This window comes from Acidicapsa borealis (assembly GCF_059115245.1).
Window position 1 is genome coordinate 5,911,384 of record NZ_JCACNY010000001.1, and the last position, 17,320, is coordinate 5,928,703.

Annotated in this window: 9 protein-coding genes; 4 read left to right on the forward strand and 5 right to left on the reverse strand. The window is 61.9% G+C overall.

The features are described 5' to 3' along the window. Positions 1-52 precede the first annotated feature (52 nt). Together AC5S27_RS24090 and AC5S27_RS24095 are read right to left on the reverse strand one after the other, a co-directional pair. Positions 53-2,521 carry an ADOP family duplicated permease gene (locus tag AC5S27_RS24090; protein WP_493937107.1) on the reverse strand — a complete coding sequence of 823 codons (2,469 nt, stop codon included), beginning with the start codon at positions 2,519-2,521 and terminating at the stop codon, positions 53-55. Positions 2,522-2,663: 142 nt separating this feature from the next. Continuing rightward, on the reverse strand, positions 2,664-5,141 hold the full coding sequence (locus AC5S27_RS24095; protein WP_493937108.1) for an Ig-like domain repeat protein: 2,478 nt from the start codon (positions 5,139-5,141) through the stop codon (positions 2,664-2,666). A 596-nt stretch (positions 5,142-5,737) separates the two neighbouring features. On the opposite strand from AC5S27_RS24095, the gene AC5S27_RS24100 reads away from it, so the two are divergent. After that, positions 5,738-7,594: a protein kinase domain-containing protein gene (locus AC5S27_RS24100; protein ID WP_493937109.1), complete on the forward strand. Its 1,857-nt coding sequence runs from the start codon at positions 5,738-5,740 to the stop codon at positions 7,592-7,594. 177 nt (positions 7,595-7,771) lie between these two features. Here AC5S27_RS24100 and AC5S27_RS24105 read toward each other — a convergent pair whose 3' ends face one another. Further along, positions 7,772-10,198, reverse strand: coding sequence for a GH92 family glycosyl hydrolase (locus AC5S27_RS24105; protein ID WP_493937110.1), 2,427 nt, complete (start codon positions 10,196-10,198; stop codon positions 7,772-7,774). A 497-nt stretch (positions 10,199-10,695) separates the two neighbouring features. Continuing rightward, entirely contained in the window at positions 10,696-11,295 is a 600-nt protein-coding gene (locus AC5S27_RS24110) for a protoglobin domain-containing protein (RefSeq protein ID WP_493937111.1), read from the reverse strand. A gap of 266 nt (positions 11,296-11,561) precedes the next feature. On the opposite strand from AC5S27_RS24110, the gene AC5S27_RS24115 reads away from it, so the two are divergent. Next, positions 11,562-12,983, forward strand: a complete 1,422-nt coding sequence (locus AC5S27_RS24115; protein WP_493937112.1) for an APC family permease — start codon at positions 11,562-11,564, stop codon at positions 12,981-12,983. A 90-nt stretch (positions 12,984-13,073) separates the two neighbouring features. On the opposite strand, the gene dnaN is transcribed toward AC5S27_RS24115, so the two are convergent. After that, positions 13,074-14,267, reverse strand: coding sequence for a DNA polymerase III subunit beta (gene dnaN, locus AC5S27_RS24120; protein ID WP_493937113.1), 1,194 nt, complete (start codon positions 14,265-14,267; stop codon positions 13,074-13,076). A gap of 1,067 nt (positions 14,268-15,334) precedes the next feature. On the opposite strand from dnaN, the gene AC5S27_RS24125 reads away from it, so the two are divergent. Together AC5S27_RS24125 and AC5S27_RS24130 are read left to right on the forward strand one after the other, a co-directional pair. Further along, positions 15,335-15,727: a hypothetical protein gene (locus AC5S27_RS24125; RefSeq protein ID WP_493937114.1), complete on the forward strand. Its 393-nt coding sequence runs from the start codon at positions 15,335-15,337 to the stop codon at positions 15,725-15,727. Between the two features lie 168 nt (positions 15,728-15,895). Further along, positions 15,896-17,290: a hypothetical protein gene (locus AC5S27_RS24130; protein ID WP_493937115.1), complete on the forward strand. Its 1,395-nt coding sequence runs from the start codon at positions 15,896-15,898 to the stop codon at positions 17,288-17,290. The last annotated feature ends 30 nt before the right edge of the window (positions 17,291-17,320 follow it).

Genomic DNA, 17,320 nt, shown 5'->3' on the forward strand with positions numbered 1-17,320 from the left:
AATGACAAACAAAAAATACAACTGCAGGAGCGACGGCCGGAACCGCGTTGGGTTACTCGGCGCGGAGGGCTTCTACTGGGTTGACCTGTGCTGCTCGCCAGGCTGGGGCGGCGGCGGCTATGGCGCAGACGACGACGAGGATGGCGGCTGAGATCGAGAGCGCTACCGGGTCGATGGGTTGAACGCCGAAGAGGAAGGACTGGATGGCGCGGCCGGCGGGCCAGGCTGCTGCTGCTCCTACGAGGAAACCGGCGAGGATCATCTGGGCTGCCTGGCGGGCGATCAAGTGGACTGCGCCTGTGCGGGAGGAGCCGAGGGCCATGCGGATGCCGATCTCTTTGCGGCGCTGGATGACGGAGAAGGCTAGGACGCCGTAGATGCCGATGGCTGCCAGGAGCAGGGCTACTGCTCCGAAGCCGGTGACGAGCTGCAGGGCGAGGCGGCGCTGGTCGAGGGAGTCGGCAATGCTTTTATCCATGGGGCGGAGAAGCATTTCGGACATGCCCGGGGCGGTCTGGTGGATGACGCGACGGAGTTCGCTGTCGAGGGCGGACTGGGCGAGGGTGGAGCGGATGGCGAATTCCTGGGCCATGTTGAAGACCTGGACGAAGGGCGTGCCGGGGGGAAGCTGGCGGTAGTTGACGTAGACCAGGGGCTGGAAGGGTGCGCCCAGGTCGCCGCCCTGGAGCTCGTTTTCGACTACGCCGATCACTGTGAGGGAACCCCTCAGGGGCATGTCTTCGGGCTTGTCGGTGGGGTCGTTGTGCAGGCCGATGACGGCACCGATGGGGTTGCGGTTGGAGAGGTAGCGCTGGACGAAGGCCTGGTTGACGAGGGCGGTCATGGCGGCGCTGGATTCATCCTGCTGGGTGAATGTTCGGCCGCGCAGGAGGTGCATGCCGCTGGCCTGGACGAAGTTGGTGCTGACGAGCGAGTAGAAGGCGGAGTCGGTGGGCTGGTAGGGGCGGCCCTGGATGTCTGTGGTGCCGTTGAGGGTGACGTTGAAGTTGGAGAAGGGGATGGAGGACTGCATGGTGGCGGACTGGACGCCGGGGAGGGCGTTGAACTGCTCGAGGAGGGTGGTGAGGGTGTGGCGGGAGACTTCGGGGTTAATGTGGGGGTCGTTGGGGATGAGGACCATGGAGGTGATGTGGTCGGGGTCGAAGCCGAGGTGGACGTTCTGGAGGGCGTTGAAGGTACGGACGAAGAGGCCGCTGATGACGAGCAGGACGCAGGTGAGCGCTACCTGCAGGGCGACGAGGAAGCCGGGAAGACGGGAGCTGCGGGTGGCGCGGTGGGTAGCGGCAGTGATGGAAACCTGACGGCGGATCCTGCCCATGGGGGCGATCGACGCTAGTACTGCGGCGAGGACGGCGAGGAAGATGCAGGCGGCGAGTGGGGCGATGTGAACTTTCAGCTCGTCGAAGCGGGCGTAGCGGCCGCCGTAGGCGTGACGGACAAGGGCAACGAGGATCCATGCGAGGGTGGCGCCGAGGGCTGCTCCAGCGAGAGAGACGACGAGGCTTTCGGTGATGATCTGGCGGAGGAGGCGGGCGAAGCTGGCGCCGAGGGCGGAGCGTACGCTCATTTCGGAGATGCGGGCGGAGACGCGGGCGATCTGGAGATTGGCGGCGTTGGCGCAGGCGATGAGGAGAAGGAGGGCTACGCCGCCGAGGAGGGCGAAGAGGCTGCCGCGGAGGTCCTGGGTCATCTCCTGGGTGTAGGACTGGAGGACGATTCGCTGGAAGTTGGAGTTTGATTTGTCGCCGCTGTGATCGAGGACGCTTTGGGCTTCTTCCCTGGCCTGGCTTGGGGTGATGCCGGGCTTCAGACGGGCGAGGACGCGGGCGGTGTCGTTGAAGAGGTCGTCCTGCTTGCTGCTGTCGAGGTGGAGCGGGAGGAAGACGAAGGAGGAATCGACGCCTTCGGGGAAGTGGATGCCTTCGGGCATGACGCCGATGACGGTGCGGGGCTGGCCGGAGATCTGGATGGTGGAACCGATGGCTTTGGGGTCGGCGTGAAGGCGTTCGCGCCAGAAGCTGGCGTTGACTACGGCTACGGGGGCGGTTTCGTCGGCTGCGGTGAAGAGGCGGCCCTGCTGGGCGTGGACGCCGAGCATGGTGAAGAAGCCGGCGTTGACTTCGCTGAGGAGGGCGGTGCGGCTGCCGTCGGCGGTAACGATGGGCCGGGGGAGCATGGTGTAGGAGCCTACGGCGGAGAACGAGGATGCGTGGCGGCGGAGGGTGTCGACCTGCTGGTAGCTGAGGTTGCTGGCGTCGTCGCGCTGGGTGCTTCTGACGGTGAGAGAGACGAGCTCTTCGGGGTGGGGCAGGGCGACGGGGGTGAGGAGGACCGAGTCCACGATGGCGAGCATGGTGGTGACGGCACCGAGACCGACGGCCAGGGTGAGGATCATGGTGATGGCGAAGCCGGGGGCGTTTTTGATGCCGCGGATGGCGTAGCGGAGGTCGCCGGAGATGCCTTGCAAGGGGTTGGGGCGAGTTGGAGTCGGGCCGGTCATGGTTGCAGTTTAGGACTGTTTTGGGGTGGTTGGGGTTTCAAAGTTGGGATTCTTTTGGGCGGGGGTCAATACCGGGCAGAGATCGGATTGGGTGGGTGATTGCTGGTGGGCGGGAGAGTCTGACTCTCCCGCCCTGGTTGGTTCAGGGGATGGGGCGGCGGGTGATGCGGACCGGGCCAGCTACCGCCTTGGTGCAGGGGGTGGTGGAGGCGGTGACGGTCTGGACGAGGTTGGTCGAGGCCGCGTTGTGGGTGGTGTCGCCGGGGTAGTAGGCGGTGAGGGTGTGGTTGCCGGCGGAGAGCGCTGCGGTGGAGATACTGACTGCGCCGCTGGCTAAGGTGCCGGAGGCGAGTACGGTGGAGCCCTCTTTCAGTTGAACGATGCCGGTGGCGAGTGGGGTGCTGCTGACGGTGACTCCGAAGACGAGCGCCTTGCAGGTGGTGGCGGGGGCGGTCTTCGAGGCCAGTGCCACGGACGGGGTGGCTTTGGCAGCGGTGATGGTGATGGGGCGGGTGATGGTGACGGTGGAGTAGTTGGCGTCGCCGCTGTAGATGGCGCCGATGGTGTGATTGGCGGTGGTGAGGCCGGTCATGCTGATGGAGGCAGTGCCGTTGGCGGCGACGGTGACAGCGCTGCCGTACGCGGCGCCATCGACGGTGAACTTGACCGTGCCGGTGGGCGTGGGCGTTGCGGTGAGGCTGACGGACACGGTGACGGCAGTGCCGGAGGTGAAGCTGGCTCCGGATGCGGGCGCGGTGAAGGCGAAGGTGGGAGTGGGCAGCGTGCCGACACCGTAGAGCTGGACGTTGTTGACGTTGGTGACGGTGTTGTCGAGGAACTGCAGGGTAGCCTGGCGGACGCTGGCGGAGGTGGGCCGGAAGATGACGCCGACCTTGCAGCTTTGTCCGTTGGCGAGGCTGGATCCGGCGGTGAGCAGGCAGGTGGTGGTGTTGGGATCGACGGTGTATTCCGCTGCCGCGGGGCCGGTGAAGTGGTAGCTGGTGAAGGTGAGCGCGCTATTGCCGGTGTTGGCGAGGGTGATGGTGCGGGCGACGCTGGAGGTGTTGCGGAGGACGTTGCCGAAGGGGATGGCGCCGTCGGGGCCGAGTTTGCGAATGACCTGGGCGGTGCCGGTGGCGGTGGTGCTGCTGATGATGTAGACCTGGCCCTGCGAATCGACGGCGACTCCGGTGGGGTTGGCGAGGAAGGCGAGGTTAGCGGCGCCGCCGTCTCCGCCGTAGCCGGCTGCGCCTGTGCCGGCGATGGTGTTGATGATGCCGGTGGAGGCGTCGATGCGGCGGACGCGCTGGTTGTTGGTATCAGCGAAGTAGAAGTTGCCGGCGACGTCGAAGGCGAACTGGGGGCTCTTGGTGCCGATTTCGGCGTTGCGGGCCTGGCCGCCGTCGCCGGAGAAGCCGCAGGTTTTACCGCCGGCTACCTTCTTGTAAACACCGCGGGAGTTGACTGCGTCGCTGAAGTACTGAGAGGCGATCTGGCAGACGCCGGTGGTTAGCCATAGGGAGTAGATGTTGTCGTAGACGTCGACTGCCATGGTGCCCTGGTTGGCGCTCTGGAAGGTGAAGGGGTCGTACAGGCGGCCGAATTTCGGCGAGTAGGGCAAGGAGATGAATTGCCCCGCGCCCAGGGACCGTTCGGTAAAGAAGACCTGATTGCTGGAGTCAATCGACATCTGGCCGGGGCTGTAAAGTTGCTCGTTGGGCAGGCTGCAGGGCGCTGCGACCGTGCAGGTGTCCGTGCCTGTGCCGCTGACCTGGAACTGCGATCCGTAGTTGAAAATCTCGAACATGAGGTTGGCGGCAGGCTCGTCGAAGTAGATATCCCCGAAGCTGTCGGCGACTACGCTGTAGGGGGCGCTGAGGGTGCCGGTGGAGACGGTGATGAAGGCACCTGAGGAATCCATCGAACGAATCACGTTGTTGCCGGTGTCGGCGACGTAAAGGGTGTCGCCGCCATCGACGGAGAGGCTGGAGGCGTTGCTCAGGAGGCCTTTACCAGCCGGGTAGGAGGCGGGGAGGGTGGAGATAACGGCCGGGGTGAAGCTGACGACGGGGGCGTATCCGTTGCCGCCGAGGCCGACGTAGAAGGGCTTGATGGAGGCGGAGTTCTCGATGGTGATGCGACCGAGACGATTGCCGGCGCCTTTGGGGGTGAAGCGGACGAGCAGGGTGCAGGTCTGGCCGGAGTCGTAGGTGTTGCCTTCGACGCAGCTGCTGCCCGGTTCGATGGGGAAGTCGGGGGTGGAGGTGATTTTGCCGAGTTTGGCGGTGGCGGCGAAGCGGATGGTGAGGGTTTCGAGCGGGCTGAGTTCGCCGGGATCCGCGGCGGTCAGGCGGCGGAAGTTGGCGGGAGGCTCGGGGAGGGGCTTGCCGGTGGTGGGGGAGAGTTCGGCGTTGATCTTGGAGCCAGAGGCGGGCAGGAGGGAGAGCGGTGAGCTTTGCGGTGCCGCCTGGCCGGGTGTGACGGGTGACGGGGCGGCGTGGGAGCCGGCGGGCTGGGCCGAGGCGGGGATGGCGGAGAGGCTCAGGAGGGAGAGCAGGCAGGCGGCGGCATGGCGGCGCAGCCCGGTGAAGAGAGCGTGAGCAAAGTTTTCAGCGGTCATGGTGCGGGTTCTCCAGTTTGGTTTGCAGGTGCGTCCTCTGGGCGAGGAGTTTCCGGGGTATGGGGGCGGACGCATGGCGGCGCATCGCTGGGATGCAGGTATGCGTCTGGCGACTGGTTGCGGTTCCGCGCTTGGTGAAATGGATGAGGGCCCTGGTTAGCGGGATTGGTCCCGTAGGTCCGGTCGTTGTGGGGGCTTAGACTTGGCTGCGTCAGGGGAGGCGCGAGGTCTGTTTGCCGGATTGGGTGAAGGGTATCAGAGGAAAACGGGAATTGTCGTGGGAAATTTTTTTGAGCAAATGGGATCTTGGAAGCGGGTTGAAGAAGCACGGTTGGTGCAATGGACTGATGGCAGCCCTTCTTTCCGAGTCTTACATTGCATGAAATGTCTGACTTGTTTGCCCCATGCCTTTCGCTGGGTTGCAGCGAGAACCATGGAGCTACTGCATCTCTCTGCTCATCCTGCTGTGATGGGGCGTTCGATTTAAGGGCTGTGCGTGGAATCGGTTCTTTTGTCTGCCGATTCGAGGTGGGGGCGTGGGAGAATGGCGTCATTCCACGGATTCGTCCTGATTTTGCGCTGTAGGGAATATGGCTATGAAGAGTTGTCCTGTTTGTTCGGCTGAGTTTGCCGATGAGGTGCGGACTTGCCCGCATCATGGAGTCCTGCTGATCGGGCGGAGGGAGCTTGCGCCTGGGACGATCTTTCGGGGGACTTATCGGATTGTCCGTGTGCTGGGGCGGGGCGGGATGGGAGTGGTTTATCTCGCCGAGCTTTTGTTGCTCGGGGAGATGCGGGCGCTGAAGTTTCTGGCGCCGGAGCTGGCGATGAATCCGGGGGCGGTGCAGCGGTTTTTGCGCGAGGCTAAGAAGGCAGCGGCGCTTGGGCTGCATCAGCCGCATATTGTGAAGACGCTGGCGCTGGGGCAGGACGACGATGGCGGGTTCTATATCGAGATGGAGTATGTGGATGGGCCGAGCCTGGAGGCGCTGATTGGAGGCGCGCCGCATGGGTTGCCGGTGGAGCGGGCGCTGGAGATTGTGCGGGGGATTGCGAAGGGGCTGGAGGCGGCGCATGCGAAGGGGATGGTGCATCGGGATATCAAGCCGGGGAATATTCTGCTGGGCACCGACGATCATGGCGGGGAGATTGCGAAGATTGCGGATTTCGGGATTGTTACGGGTGCGGAGGATGAGGGGAGACTGACGCGGACGGGGCTAAATCCGCTGACGCCTGAGTATGCTTCACCGGAGCAGTGGAAGGGTGTGATTCCGGGGCACCAGCTGGATGGGCGGACCGATATTTACGCGCTGGGGTGTGTGTTCTTCGAGATGTTGACGGGGCGGGTGCCGTTTGTTGGGGACGATTTGCGGGAGGAGCATGTGCATACGCCGGCGCCAGCGCCTAGCTTGCTGCGGGCGGAGCTGGCGCGGTGGGTGGGGTTGGATGATGTTGTGCTGCGGATGATGGCTAAGGGGCGGGAGGAGCGGTTTGCGGATGTTCGGGGCTTGGTTCAAGCGTTGAACAAGATTGCTCTTGCAACTGAAAAACCTGCTGCTCTGCCGGCTAAGTCAGATGAAGACGTCGAAAGTTTGGATGATAACTTCCTGCTTGATAAGCTGTATGAACCAGAATCAAGGAAGGCTGCCCGCAGGTGGATTTGGCTTGCAGTGTGTGCTTTGGTTCTTATCATCGGCGCCGCAATCTGGTTTGCACCGAGTCATAATCCGCAGAACGATACCCCTCATGCGGAAACCACGGCACAATCTGAGCAGCCGTTCTGCACGCAACCTACATTTCGTTATACCGTTACGCCGACCACTATCGGCTCCAATGGCACGACTGGTTGCGTTCAGTTCGCAACACTCGTCAACGGTACACGGCCAGACCTTAAGCTTCTTGCCGGACGCAGTTTCATTAGCTCGGACTACGAAAAAGGTTCTGCTGCCGTAGCATTTATCGCGGAAGGACTTGCAAATCGCATCTTCCCAGGACAGTCACCTGTAGGCCGATCAATCTTTGTGGGAGGCCATGAAGCTGAAATTGTAGGCGTAGCTACTTCGCTCATTGACAGGGACAATCCCAAGAGCATCGCTGATCTATGGATTCCTGGAACTAAGGCAGGACTTTTTGACACCTTTGCCCCAAAGCCTCCGCCTGCACCGCCAAGTACCACTAAGTTGGAGAGCACTATAGTCGTCACAGTCGTTGATCCTACAGGTGCGCCAATTTCCCAGGGTAAGGTAACTATCGCTACGCCTTTCATCGGGCCTACTCCTTTAACAGAAGAGGGTCTTACCGATACGTCTGGACGTTGCAGGTTTAGCAAGCTGCTTGGTGGGAAATACGCCGTCAGCGTCGCGGCAGCCGGATTTGCTACAGGTACGAAGGATGTGCAGGTTGGTTGGGGAAAAACGGCCGCCGTTAAGTTCACACTTAACTTAGGTAGTTGAACTACGGCGGTGCCCCTGAGGCGTCGCGCCCCGTTCTCTCTCCTCATTCGAAGGGGAACAGCAACGAAAAAAGCAACAGTAGATTGCCTTTGGGAATGACAAACAAAAGAAAGACAACCAAAAGGACAAAGGCTCCGCGTCTCTCGATGCGGAGCCTTTGTCTTGATTGGGATTGGGTTATTGGTGGTTGAAGGAGGGGGGGTCGTCGCCTGGGTTGGTGCCGAAGGATTTGTTGGGCTGGTCGCTCAAGTCGAAGTCCAGGGTGCCGCCTTTTAGGGTGAAGAATTCTGGCAGCCAGGTTTTTGTGGTGGGCTTGCCGTTTACTTTGAGTGACTGGATGTAGGGGGTGTTGGTGCTGGCTTTGGGGGCGGTGATGGTTAGATTGCCTGCTGGGCGCTTGACTGTGATTTTTGGGAAGAGGGGGCTGCCTAAGACCAGTTCGGCGCGGCCGGGGATTTCCGGGTAGAGGCCCATGGCGGCGAAGACGTACCAGGAGGACATTTCGCCGAGGTCGTCGTTGCCGGGGATGCCGGCTGGGGTGTTGGGCCAGATGGTGTTGAGGACCTGGCGGACGAGCTGCTGGGTCTTCCAGGGCTGGGCGGCGAAGTCGTAGAGCCAGGGGGTTTCGATGGAGGGCTCGTTGTCGAGTTCGGCGTGGAGCTCGCCGGATTTGGTGACGGCGGGGGCACCTTTGTCGTCGTAGAAGAACTTGTCCAGGCGGGCTACGGCTTTGTCGCGGCCGCCCATCTGCTCGAAGAGGCCGTGGACGTTGAAGGGGACCATCCAGACGTATTGGGCGGCGCTGCCTTCGACGAAGCCTGCGCCGGTGGCGGGGGTGAACTCCTTGGGCGGGACTTTGCCGTCTTCGTCATCGTCGTCGTTCTGGATCTTGGGCCAGGTGCCGTCGGCGTTGCGGTTCATGAAGTAGCCGCCGTCGGGGGCGGCGTTGGGGTTCCAGATGTTGCGCCAGTACTGGGCTCGGGTCAGGAATTCTTCTTCGGTTTTCCTGTCGCCGAGGTGGCCGGCGAGGGCGGAGATGCCGAACTCGGCGGTGGCGTCTTCTAGGGTGTCGGCGGCGGGGCCCCAGGCGGGTGCGCCTACGGGGATGTAGTGAAGTTTGAGCCACTGGTCGAGGCCGGGGCGCTGGCCTACGCACTCTACCGGGCAGCCGTCGTGGCTCAGGTCTTCTTTGGTTGGGATGGTGGCGGCTTTTACGAGCGAGGCGAGGGCTGCTTTGGCGTTGAAGCTGCGGCCGCCGAAGGCGTAGATGTCGGCGATGGAGGTGGCGGCGGGGTCGCCGTTCATGACGTGGGTGGCGCCGGAGAGGTGAGTCCAGCGGTCCCAGCGGCCGTTGTCCTGCTCGGACTGGTTGAGGAGAGACTGGGCTACGTTACTTCCCTGCTTCGGGTCGAGCCAGGTGAGGAGCTGGAACTGGGAGCGGTAGACGTCCCAGCCGGAGAAGTTGGCGTACTGGGTGGACTGGCCGGGGACGGTGTGATGCGGTTTGAGGTCCATGCCGGTGTATTCGCCGTTGATGTCGCTGTAGGTGGTGGGGGTCTGGAGGGCGTGGTAGAGGGCGGTGGTGAAGACGGTGCGCTGCTCGGGTGTGCCGCCTTCGATCGCGATCTGGCTGAGGCGCTTGTTCCAAGCGGCGCGGGCGGCGGTGGAGACTTCTTCGTAGGTCTTGGCGGATTTGGATTCGGCTTCGAGGTTGGCTTTGGCGTTGGCTGCGCTGACGTAGGAGATGGAGACGCGGAGGCGGATGTCGAGACCGCCGGCTGGGGCTTCGCCGAAGCCTAGCCAGGCGCCGGAGCCGTGGCCTGCCTCCGGGAAGCCTTTGGGACCGAAGCCGGTGCCGCCTTCCGAGGTTTTGCCGCCGGGGGTAAGGGTGTCGTCGTGCCACGTGCCGGTTTCGGTGACTGGGCGGTCGAAGGTCGCGGTGAAGTAGAGGGTGTAGTAGGAGCGGCGGTCTTCGGTGCCGATGTAGCCGCAGAAGTTGCCGCTGGTGACGGAGCCTGAGACGGTTTGGCCGGTCTGGCCTTCGATGGTGGTGTGGGCTTCGGTGGAGCCTACTTCGGAGTCCGAGGTGCGGATGAGGATGCGGGCGGGTTTGCCGGCGGGAAAGTGGAAGGTGGCGGCGCCCATGCGGAGGGCGGCGGCGAGGGAGACGTCTACTCCGTTGCCGAGGTGGACCTGGTAGGAGCCGGGGCTGGCGTGTTCTTCGTCATGGGTGAAGGCGGCGGTGTATTGGGCGCGGAAGTCCTTGCTGGGCGAGGTTTCGACTGCTTCCGTAATCGGCATGAAGGGGATGTCGCCTGAGCCGCCGGCGCAGCCCCAGCCTTCGACGTTGGTGAGCGCGAAGCCACGGATGCCTTTGCTGCGGTATTCGTAGCCACCGGGCGCGGCGATGGGGCGGCGCGGGTTGACGGGGGTAGCTTCGGGGGTGAACTGGATCATGCCGAAGGGCATGGTGGCGCCGGGGAAGACGTTGCCGCCGTTGGTGGTGCCGATGATGGGGTTGACGAGACTAGCGGGGTCTGGTGTCTGGGCCTGGGCCAGTGCAGTCGCGGCGAGCAGGAGGGTTGTGGTAACGATACGCTTCATAGACTGACAGGGTACCGTGTCGGGTGTTGGGGTGTCTGCTTTTGGAATTTGTGGGCGCGGGTTGGGGGCATGCATGCGGCTGGTTTCTGGGTGTCGCGTTTGTTGGCTGTGGGTGGCGTGCCGCGGAGCGGGCTTTCAGCCCTTTTCGTTCTTGTGGTGGACGGGACCCAGGGCGTTGCCCTGGGCTGGTATCGTGCGCGCCGTTGGCGCTCGGATTCCCTCCGGTTCTTACTTTGCATGAATTTGGGTGCTTTTGTGAGTTGCACCTGAGCCACAAAGTGCGCGGTGAAGGTGGGGCACCCGGACTCTTTCTACTCATCCGAGATGGAACAGCAGATTCCCTTTGGGAATTGCAGAAAGAAAGGTAACGGCGAGGGCAACAGCAGATTTCCCTGAGGGGAATGACGGAAAGAAAGGCAAGGGCAAAGATAACAACAGATCCCCTTCGGGAATGACAATCCAAGAGCGGCAGCCTCGATAGGAGAATGGGTACCTGGTCACCACTCGCTGGGGGATCGGTGGGTGTAGGGGTGGGACCATAGGGCGGCTTGCAGCTGGAGGGATTTACACCAGGCCTGATGCATGTGGTGGACTTCTTCTGGTGAGTGGCCGTGGGCGGCCAGGTAGGGCTGAATGGTTTCGTTCATCACGGCGATGAAGGCTACGATGTCGCGGAGGGGGACGTAGGGGGTGGAGTCGGCGTGGTCGGTCTGGTTCTTTTTGAGGCTGGTGTGGCGGAGGGCGATTTCCTGCTGGTAGTTGAGCCATTCCTGGTCGTAGGGGCGGAGGCAGGTGTCGAGGATCCATTGGCGGAAGCGGAGGTTGGTCCTGGCGAGGTATTCGGGGTTGGGCTCGCCGTCGGAGGTGCGGGAGTGGCGGGCGAGGTTGGGAATGCCGGCGATGATGCCGCTGCGCCATTGGGTTACGATCTGTTCGGTCTGGTCGGCGAGGACTGTGCCGGCGAGCTGGAGATAGCGCTCGTCTTCGGCGGTGAAGCCGGTGGTTACTTTGAGGGCTTCGAGCTCGGCCAGGGTGAGGGGGGAGGCGGGGACTTCGCCGTAGGTGTAGCCGGGGATGGTATCGGTGATGTTGTTCATGGGTCGCTCTTCGGGTGCCGGCTTATGCGCCGTGGGTGGGGGGGAGAACGGGACGATGGGTTTTTCGGGCGGTTGCGGTCATCGATGTTTCTTCGACTGGGATTTTACGATCGGCTGTCTCTTAGAGTGGCGGGGTTTCGAGAATGATTCCTGCCGGATTCAGAATTCCTTCAGGATTGACTGGAAGAAAAGCAGAGGCAGATGCAGGTGCGGAGGTGCTTTTTCTTCTGGGGATTCGTGGGGGGGTGTGCGATTCTTGGCGCACGATGAGCCTGATTGGTGGGGATGGTGAGGTTGGGGAGCACCGGCTTACGCGGTCGCTTGGGGTGAGGGATCTGGTGCTGGCGCAGATCCTTTGCGTGGTCGGTTCGAGCTGGGTGGGGGTGGCTGCGGGGCTGGGGCGGGCGGAGACGCTGGTGTGGGTGGCGGCGATGTGCGTGTTCTACCTGCCGATGGCGGCGGTGGTGATTGGACTGAACACCGTGATGCCGCTGGAGGGCGGGTTGTATGTGTGGGCGCACCGGGCTTTTGGGGCGCTGGGCGGGTTTCTTACGGCGTGGAATCTGTGGGTGTATGGGATTGCTGTGACGGCAACGATTCTGTATGCGATTCCTACGGAGATGGCTTACCTGATTGGGCCGCGTGCGGCATGGCTGCCGGGGAATGCGCTGGCATCTGTGGGGATCGTGCTGGTGCTGGTGGTGCTGATTACTGTTGCTGCCATTCGCGGGCTGGAGTGGGGGAAGTGGATCCAGAATGTGGGCGGGGTGGCGATCCTGGCAGTGTATGCCACTTTGATCCTGCTGCCGTTGTATGGGCTTTGGCGGGGGACGATTCATACGGGGATGGAGTTTGCGGCGGTGATGCCGCCGAAGACGCTGCGGACGATGGCGCTGTTTGGGCAGATGATTTTTGGGGCGCAGTGCGGGCTTGAGTATATTGCCATCTTCGCGGGAGAAAGCAAGCAGCCGGCGAAGAGTATTGCTCGGTCGGTCTGGATTGCTTCGCCGATTATCTGCGCGATGTTCATTCTGGGGACTAGCTCTGTTGTTGCTTTCGCTACGCCGGGGCACATTGACTTTATTGCCCCGATACCACAGACGCTGCGGCTTGCTCTGGGGAATTCCGGGCTGGGGAATCTGTTTGCGATGGCGGCGATCTTGCTGGTGCAGATGCGGCTGCTGGGGGCATCGAGTTTCCTGTTTACGGGGGCGACGCGGCTGCCAATGGCGGTGGGCTGGGATGCGCTGGTGCCGGAGTGGTTCACGCGGCTGCATCCGAAGTATGGGACGCCGCGGAATTCGATTTTGCTGGCTGCGGGGCTGGTGATGGTGCTGGTGGGGATGGCGAATGTGGGCGCACATGCGCAGGAAGCATTTCAGGTGCTTTCGAATGCGAGTTTGACGCACTATGAACTGACGTATCTGGCGATGTTTGCGATCCCGGCGGTGGGGGCTTTGGCGGTGCGGCGGAGTTTGCCGGGGTGGTTGAAATGGGTTTCGGGGGTTGGGTTCTGCGCTACGCTGTTCAGCCTGCTGATTTCGGCGTATCCGTTTGTGGCGGTGCGGGATGCCGGGGTGTATGCGGCGAAGATTTTAGGGACGGTTGTGGTCAGCAATTTGGTTGCTGTCGGGGTTTATTGGCGGAGGAGGCGGGTTGAGCGGACAGGAGATTCCACGCGGCAATGACGCTAGCAAAAACCTATGCCCGAACAGTGATTGCTGTTCGGGCATTTTGGTTTTGCGCGCGGGAGCGCTCGATCATGGGCGTGGAACGCCTCAGATGCGCATTGGCATTAGGACGTAGCGGTATTTGTATTCTGCTTCGGGGTCTTCGGGGCGCATCTGGCCGGCGGATTGGCTGTCTTTGAACTCCAGGCGGACTTCGCCTTCGTTGCCGAGGGCTTTCAGGAAGTCGAGCATGTAGCTGCTGTTGAAGCCTACGACGATGGGGTCGTTGGTGTAGGGGGTTTCGATGGAGTCTTCGGATTCGCCGGATTCGTTGGACTGGGCGGTGATCTTGAGTTCGTTCTGTTCGAGCTTGAGGCGGACTGCGCCGCTGCGCTCGTCGGCGAACTGGGCTACGCGGCCGATGGCGGCAGAGAGTTCCGATGTGCGGACTACTACGAAGCGGCTGTTGTCGCGGGGCATGACGGCTTCGTAGTTGGGGAACTGACCGGTGAGCTTGCGGCTGGAGAGGGTGCGGTGGCCGATGCGGAAGAAGAGCCAGAGGTCGTCGTCTGCGAACTCGATATGCTCGGCGTCGGTGGAGTTGAGCAGGGTCTGGAGCTCGGCGAGGGCTTTGCGCGGGATGAGGATGCGCTTTTCTCCGCTGATGCCTTCGAGGGTCTCTTCTGGCTTCTCGACAAACGAGAGGCGGTGGCCGTCGGTGGCTACCATGGCGATCGATTCTGCCTTGAGGATGAGCAGGGCGCCGTTGAGGGTGTAGCGGGACTCTTCGTTCGAGATGCTGAAGATGGTCCGGCTGATCAAAGTCTTCAAGACGAGGACGGGGATCTTGACGCTGGCTACGGTGGGCAGCTCGGGGACTTGCGGGTAGTTGGCGCGGCCGAGGCCGACCATCTTGGTGTTGCTGCGGCCGGAGCGGATCTGGACCCAGTGGTTGTCGAGGAGCTTGATGGAGATTTCGCCATCGGGGAGGAGCTTAACGTAGTCGTAGAGCTTGCGGGCGGGGATGGTGCAGCTACCGGCTTTTTTGACCTTGGCTTTGGCGCTGGTGCGGATGGCCTGGTCGAGGTCGGTGGCGGTGATGTTGAGGAGGCCGCCTTCCGGTCCTTCGGTCACTTCTACGAGGAAGTTGGACAGGATGGGGATGGTGGTTTTGCGTTCGACGACGGACTGGATGGCGGTGAGTTCTTTGAGCAGATCCTGGCGGGTTACGGTGATTTCCATGGCTGTCCCCTGTGCAGTGGTGGGCGCTGAGTTTTCGAGTTCTAGTTCCAGTCCTGGCATGGTGTCCTCTTTCGAACGGCTGGTGCGAAGTGGACTTGTCCGGTTGGGCCGGTGCGCGGGCCTTAAGTTATCGGACGTGATGCCACTTTACACCAATGGGGTTGGGGCTGAATATGCGGTTTCTGCCTGTCTTGATTGTAGTGAAGTGGCGGATTGGGAAAGGGTGGAAAACGGGGCGGATGGTTGAAAAACAGGGAACAGGGGTTAGGGAACAGGGAATAGAAGACGGAAGCAGATTCCCTTCGGGAATGACAACCAGAAAGACAACGGCAAAAGCGAAGGCAAGTGCGCGGTCGGGGTGTGGAAGAAGTCGGGTACTGAGTACTGTGTATTTCGAAAGAAGAAAGAGTTCTTTAGCCCCGCAGTAGTACCCGTTGTTGGCGGAAAAGTGGAAATGTATCTGGAAACCGCATGGATGTTGGGGTTGCGATGGGGGTGAGTTTTAGAAAACTTGGCTGTGGAATTGAGGGGAAGTGGAAAGGTGGATTTTCGGGGGTGAGTTGGGTATCCGGGTTTGCACGGTTTGCACAAGGGCGCGGATTTGGGCTGTGGATTTGTGGGTTGGTGGCGTGGATAGTGGGGTTTTGCGTGGTGTTGATGCGGGGCTGGCGGGGTGGGGTTTTGCAGGTGGGGGGGGTTGTCCACGGTTTGCACAGGGGTTGGGCGGGGCGTGGGAAAGTGGGGTTTTATAGAGCAGGGAACAGGGAGCAGGGAACAGGGAATAGGGAGTAGGGAACAGAAGGCAACGGCGGATTCGCTTCGGGAATGACAGAAAGAAAGGCAAAGGCAAAGGCGCGGTTTCTCTTCTCTTTTGGAGACAGGCTGATTTTTGTCAAGCGGCGGGTTGCGTGGGATTTCCGTATGTCATTGAAATGAATGTACTTATTTAGCGGGTTGGATTTGCGTTGAATTTATTGGGGTTTGGGTAGAGTTAAGACAATCGCGGAATGGGAGTTGGGGAGTGGCGCTTTGGGTGCTGCTTCCCATTTTTTGTTTTGCGGGGAAATTTGTGTCGGTCTGTTCCCGGCACAGGTTGGCGGGAGTGGCCGGCGCGGAATGGCGGTGCGATGGCCGACGAGGAAGTGGAAGAGGGCGGTAGCGAGCAGGAAGGTCCAGACAGCTTAGCGGGCGGGTTGGTTCCGGAGAATGTTCCGACCGGGGTGCGGGCTGCGGTGGGCAAGATTGCGTTGAATGTGTTGCTGAAGGGTTTCGAGAAGATCATCGATGCCTTGTTTGAGAACGTCAAGACGGCGAAGCACCTGCCGAGTCTGAAGCTGCTGATCGATCTGGCGATGCTGGTGACTGAGGCTGAGGACGTGAGGCAGGTGGATTATGTGGGCTTCGCTGTGCAGTTAAAGATGACGCTGGAGAAGATGCAGGGCGAGGTGCTGGAGGGTGTGGTGATGCCTCCTGCTCGGGCAGTGATTGCTGAGGGCTCTGATTCTGGAGTTGTGGCGTAGATGGTGCGTTTGGGGTCCTGTTCTTTCCGTTCGCGGGAGGGATGGGACCCCGGATTTGTTTTGGCAAGTGCAGCGAGTTAGCGCGCGTGCCGCGCGTAGCGAGTTAGCAAGTTAGCGGGATTGTTGAGGCCGCTAGATTTTGGATTTCTTTGGGAAGGACGTTCTGCTATGAGGATTGGGTTGCGCGCTGGGGGATTTTGGGGCTTGGTGGGTCTGCTGCTGGCTGTGTTGCTCTGCGGCGAGAGTGGGCTGGCTCAGGGTGTGACCACGACTACTGTGCAGGGGACGGTGTACCTGGCGAATGGTGCGCCGGGGTCGGGGACGCTGCTGGTGAGCTGGCCGGCGTTTACGACTGCGAGCAATCTGGCGGTGGCTGCTGGGCGGACGACGGTGACGATCGGGTCGGATGGGTTTGTGAGTGTGAACCTGGCGCCGAATGCTGGGGCGAACCCGGCGGGGCTGTATTACACGGCGGTGTTTCATTTGTCCGACGGGACGGTGAATACGGAGTACTGGGTGGTGCCTGCGGCGGCAACGGCGAGTTTGGCGCAGGTGCGGGCGCAGCTGATGCCGGCGGCGCAGGCGGTGCAGGCCGTGAACCTGATTGGCACGATGCGCGGGGTATTGATGAGCAGCCTGGGGACGGGCTGGGTGACGACGGTGGCGCCGGGTGCGGATTTTGTCACGGGGGCTTCGCGGCGGATTGGGGCTTTGGCGGATGGTTCGGAGTGTCATCTGACGCGTACTGGCTCGCTGGAGTTTTATACCGGGCTGACGCCGGCTCTGGGGGAGATTGTTGCTGTGCAGTACCGGACGCGTGGGCGGGCTGTGGGGCGGGCGGTGAATGTCGCTAGCCAGGCAGCGCTGGCGGCGGCGGGTGCGCCGGCGGTCGCGGTGTGGACGGGTTCGGTGACGGAGCCGCAGGCGAGGTCGAGTTATGACTGCCGGAATGCGGCTGCGGCTCTGGTGACGGCTGCTTCGAGTGTGAGCGCGGCGTGGAGCGGGACGTATCAGAGCACGAATCTTGGGCTTGGGTTAGTGGCTGGCGAGGATGTTTGGCCGGGGGATGCTTTGGAGATTGAGGCGCCTTCGCTGGGGTTGGATGTCCAGGTCGTGGTGCGGTCCGTGACTCTGCGCTACGGGGCGTCTGTGCCGGATGTGGTGGAGTATTCGATTGCTTTCTCGAATGACTGGGCGAACGATCTGGCGATCCGGAGTTCGCGGACGGTGCCTGAGGATGCGTGGCTGCCGGCGGCGGTTTCTCCTGCTTACCTGGCGAATTTGAATGGGCTGGTGGTGACGGCGATTTCGCCTACGGCGGTTTCGGTGCAGGCGGGTGCTGTGCCGCCGCTTGGAGGTGGGTTTGAGGTGCGGCGGCGGGACTTTTCTTTTCAGGCGGGGACGGATACGGACCTTGTGATGCGGTCGGCTGTGGCGAACTTCGATATTCCGCGGGCTACGAATGCGGACCGGTTTTATGTGCGGATGTATGACGCTTCGGAACCGCCGAATTATCCGGAGTTTTCTGCGGCGATTTTCGTGAATTTGCCGTTGTCTGTTTAGCGGGTTAGCTGCTTCGCAGTTAGCAAGTCA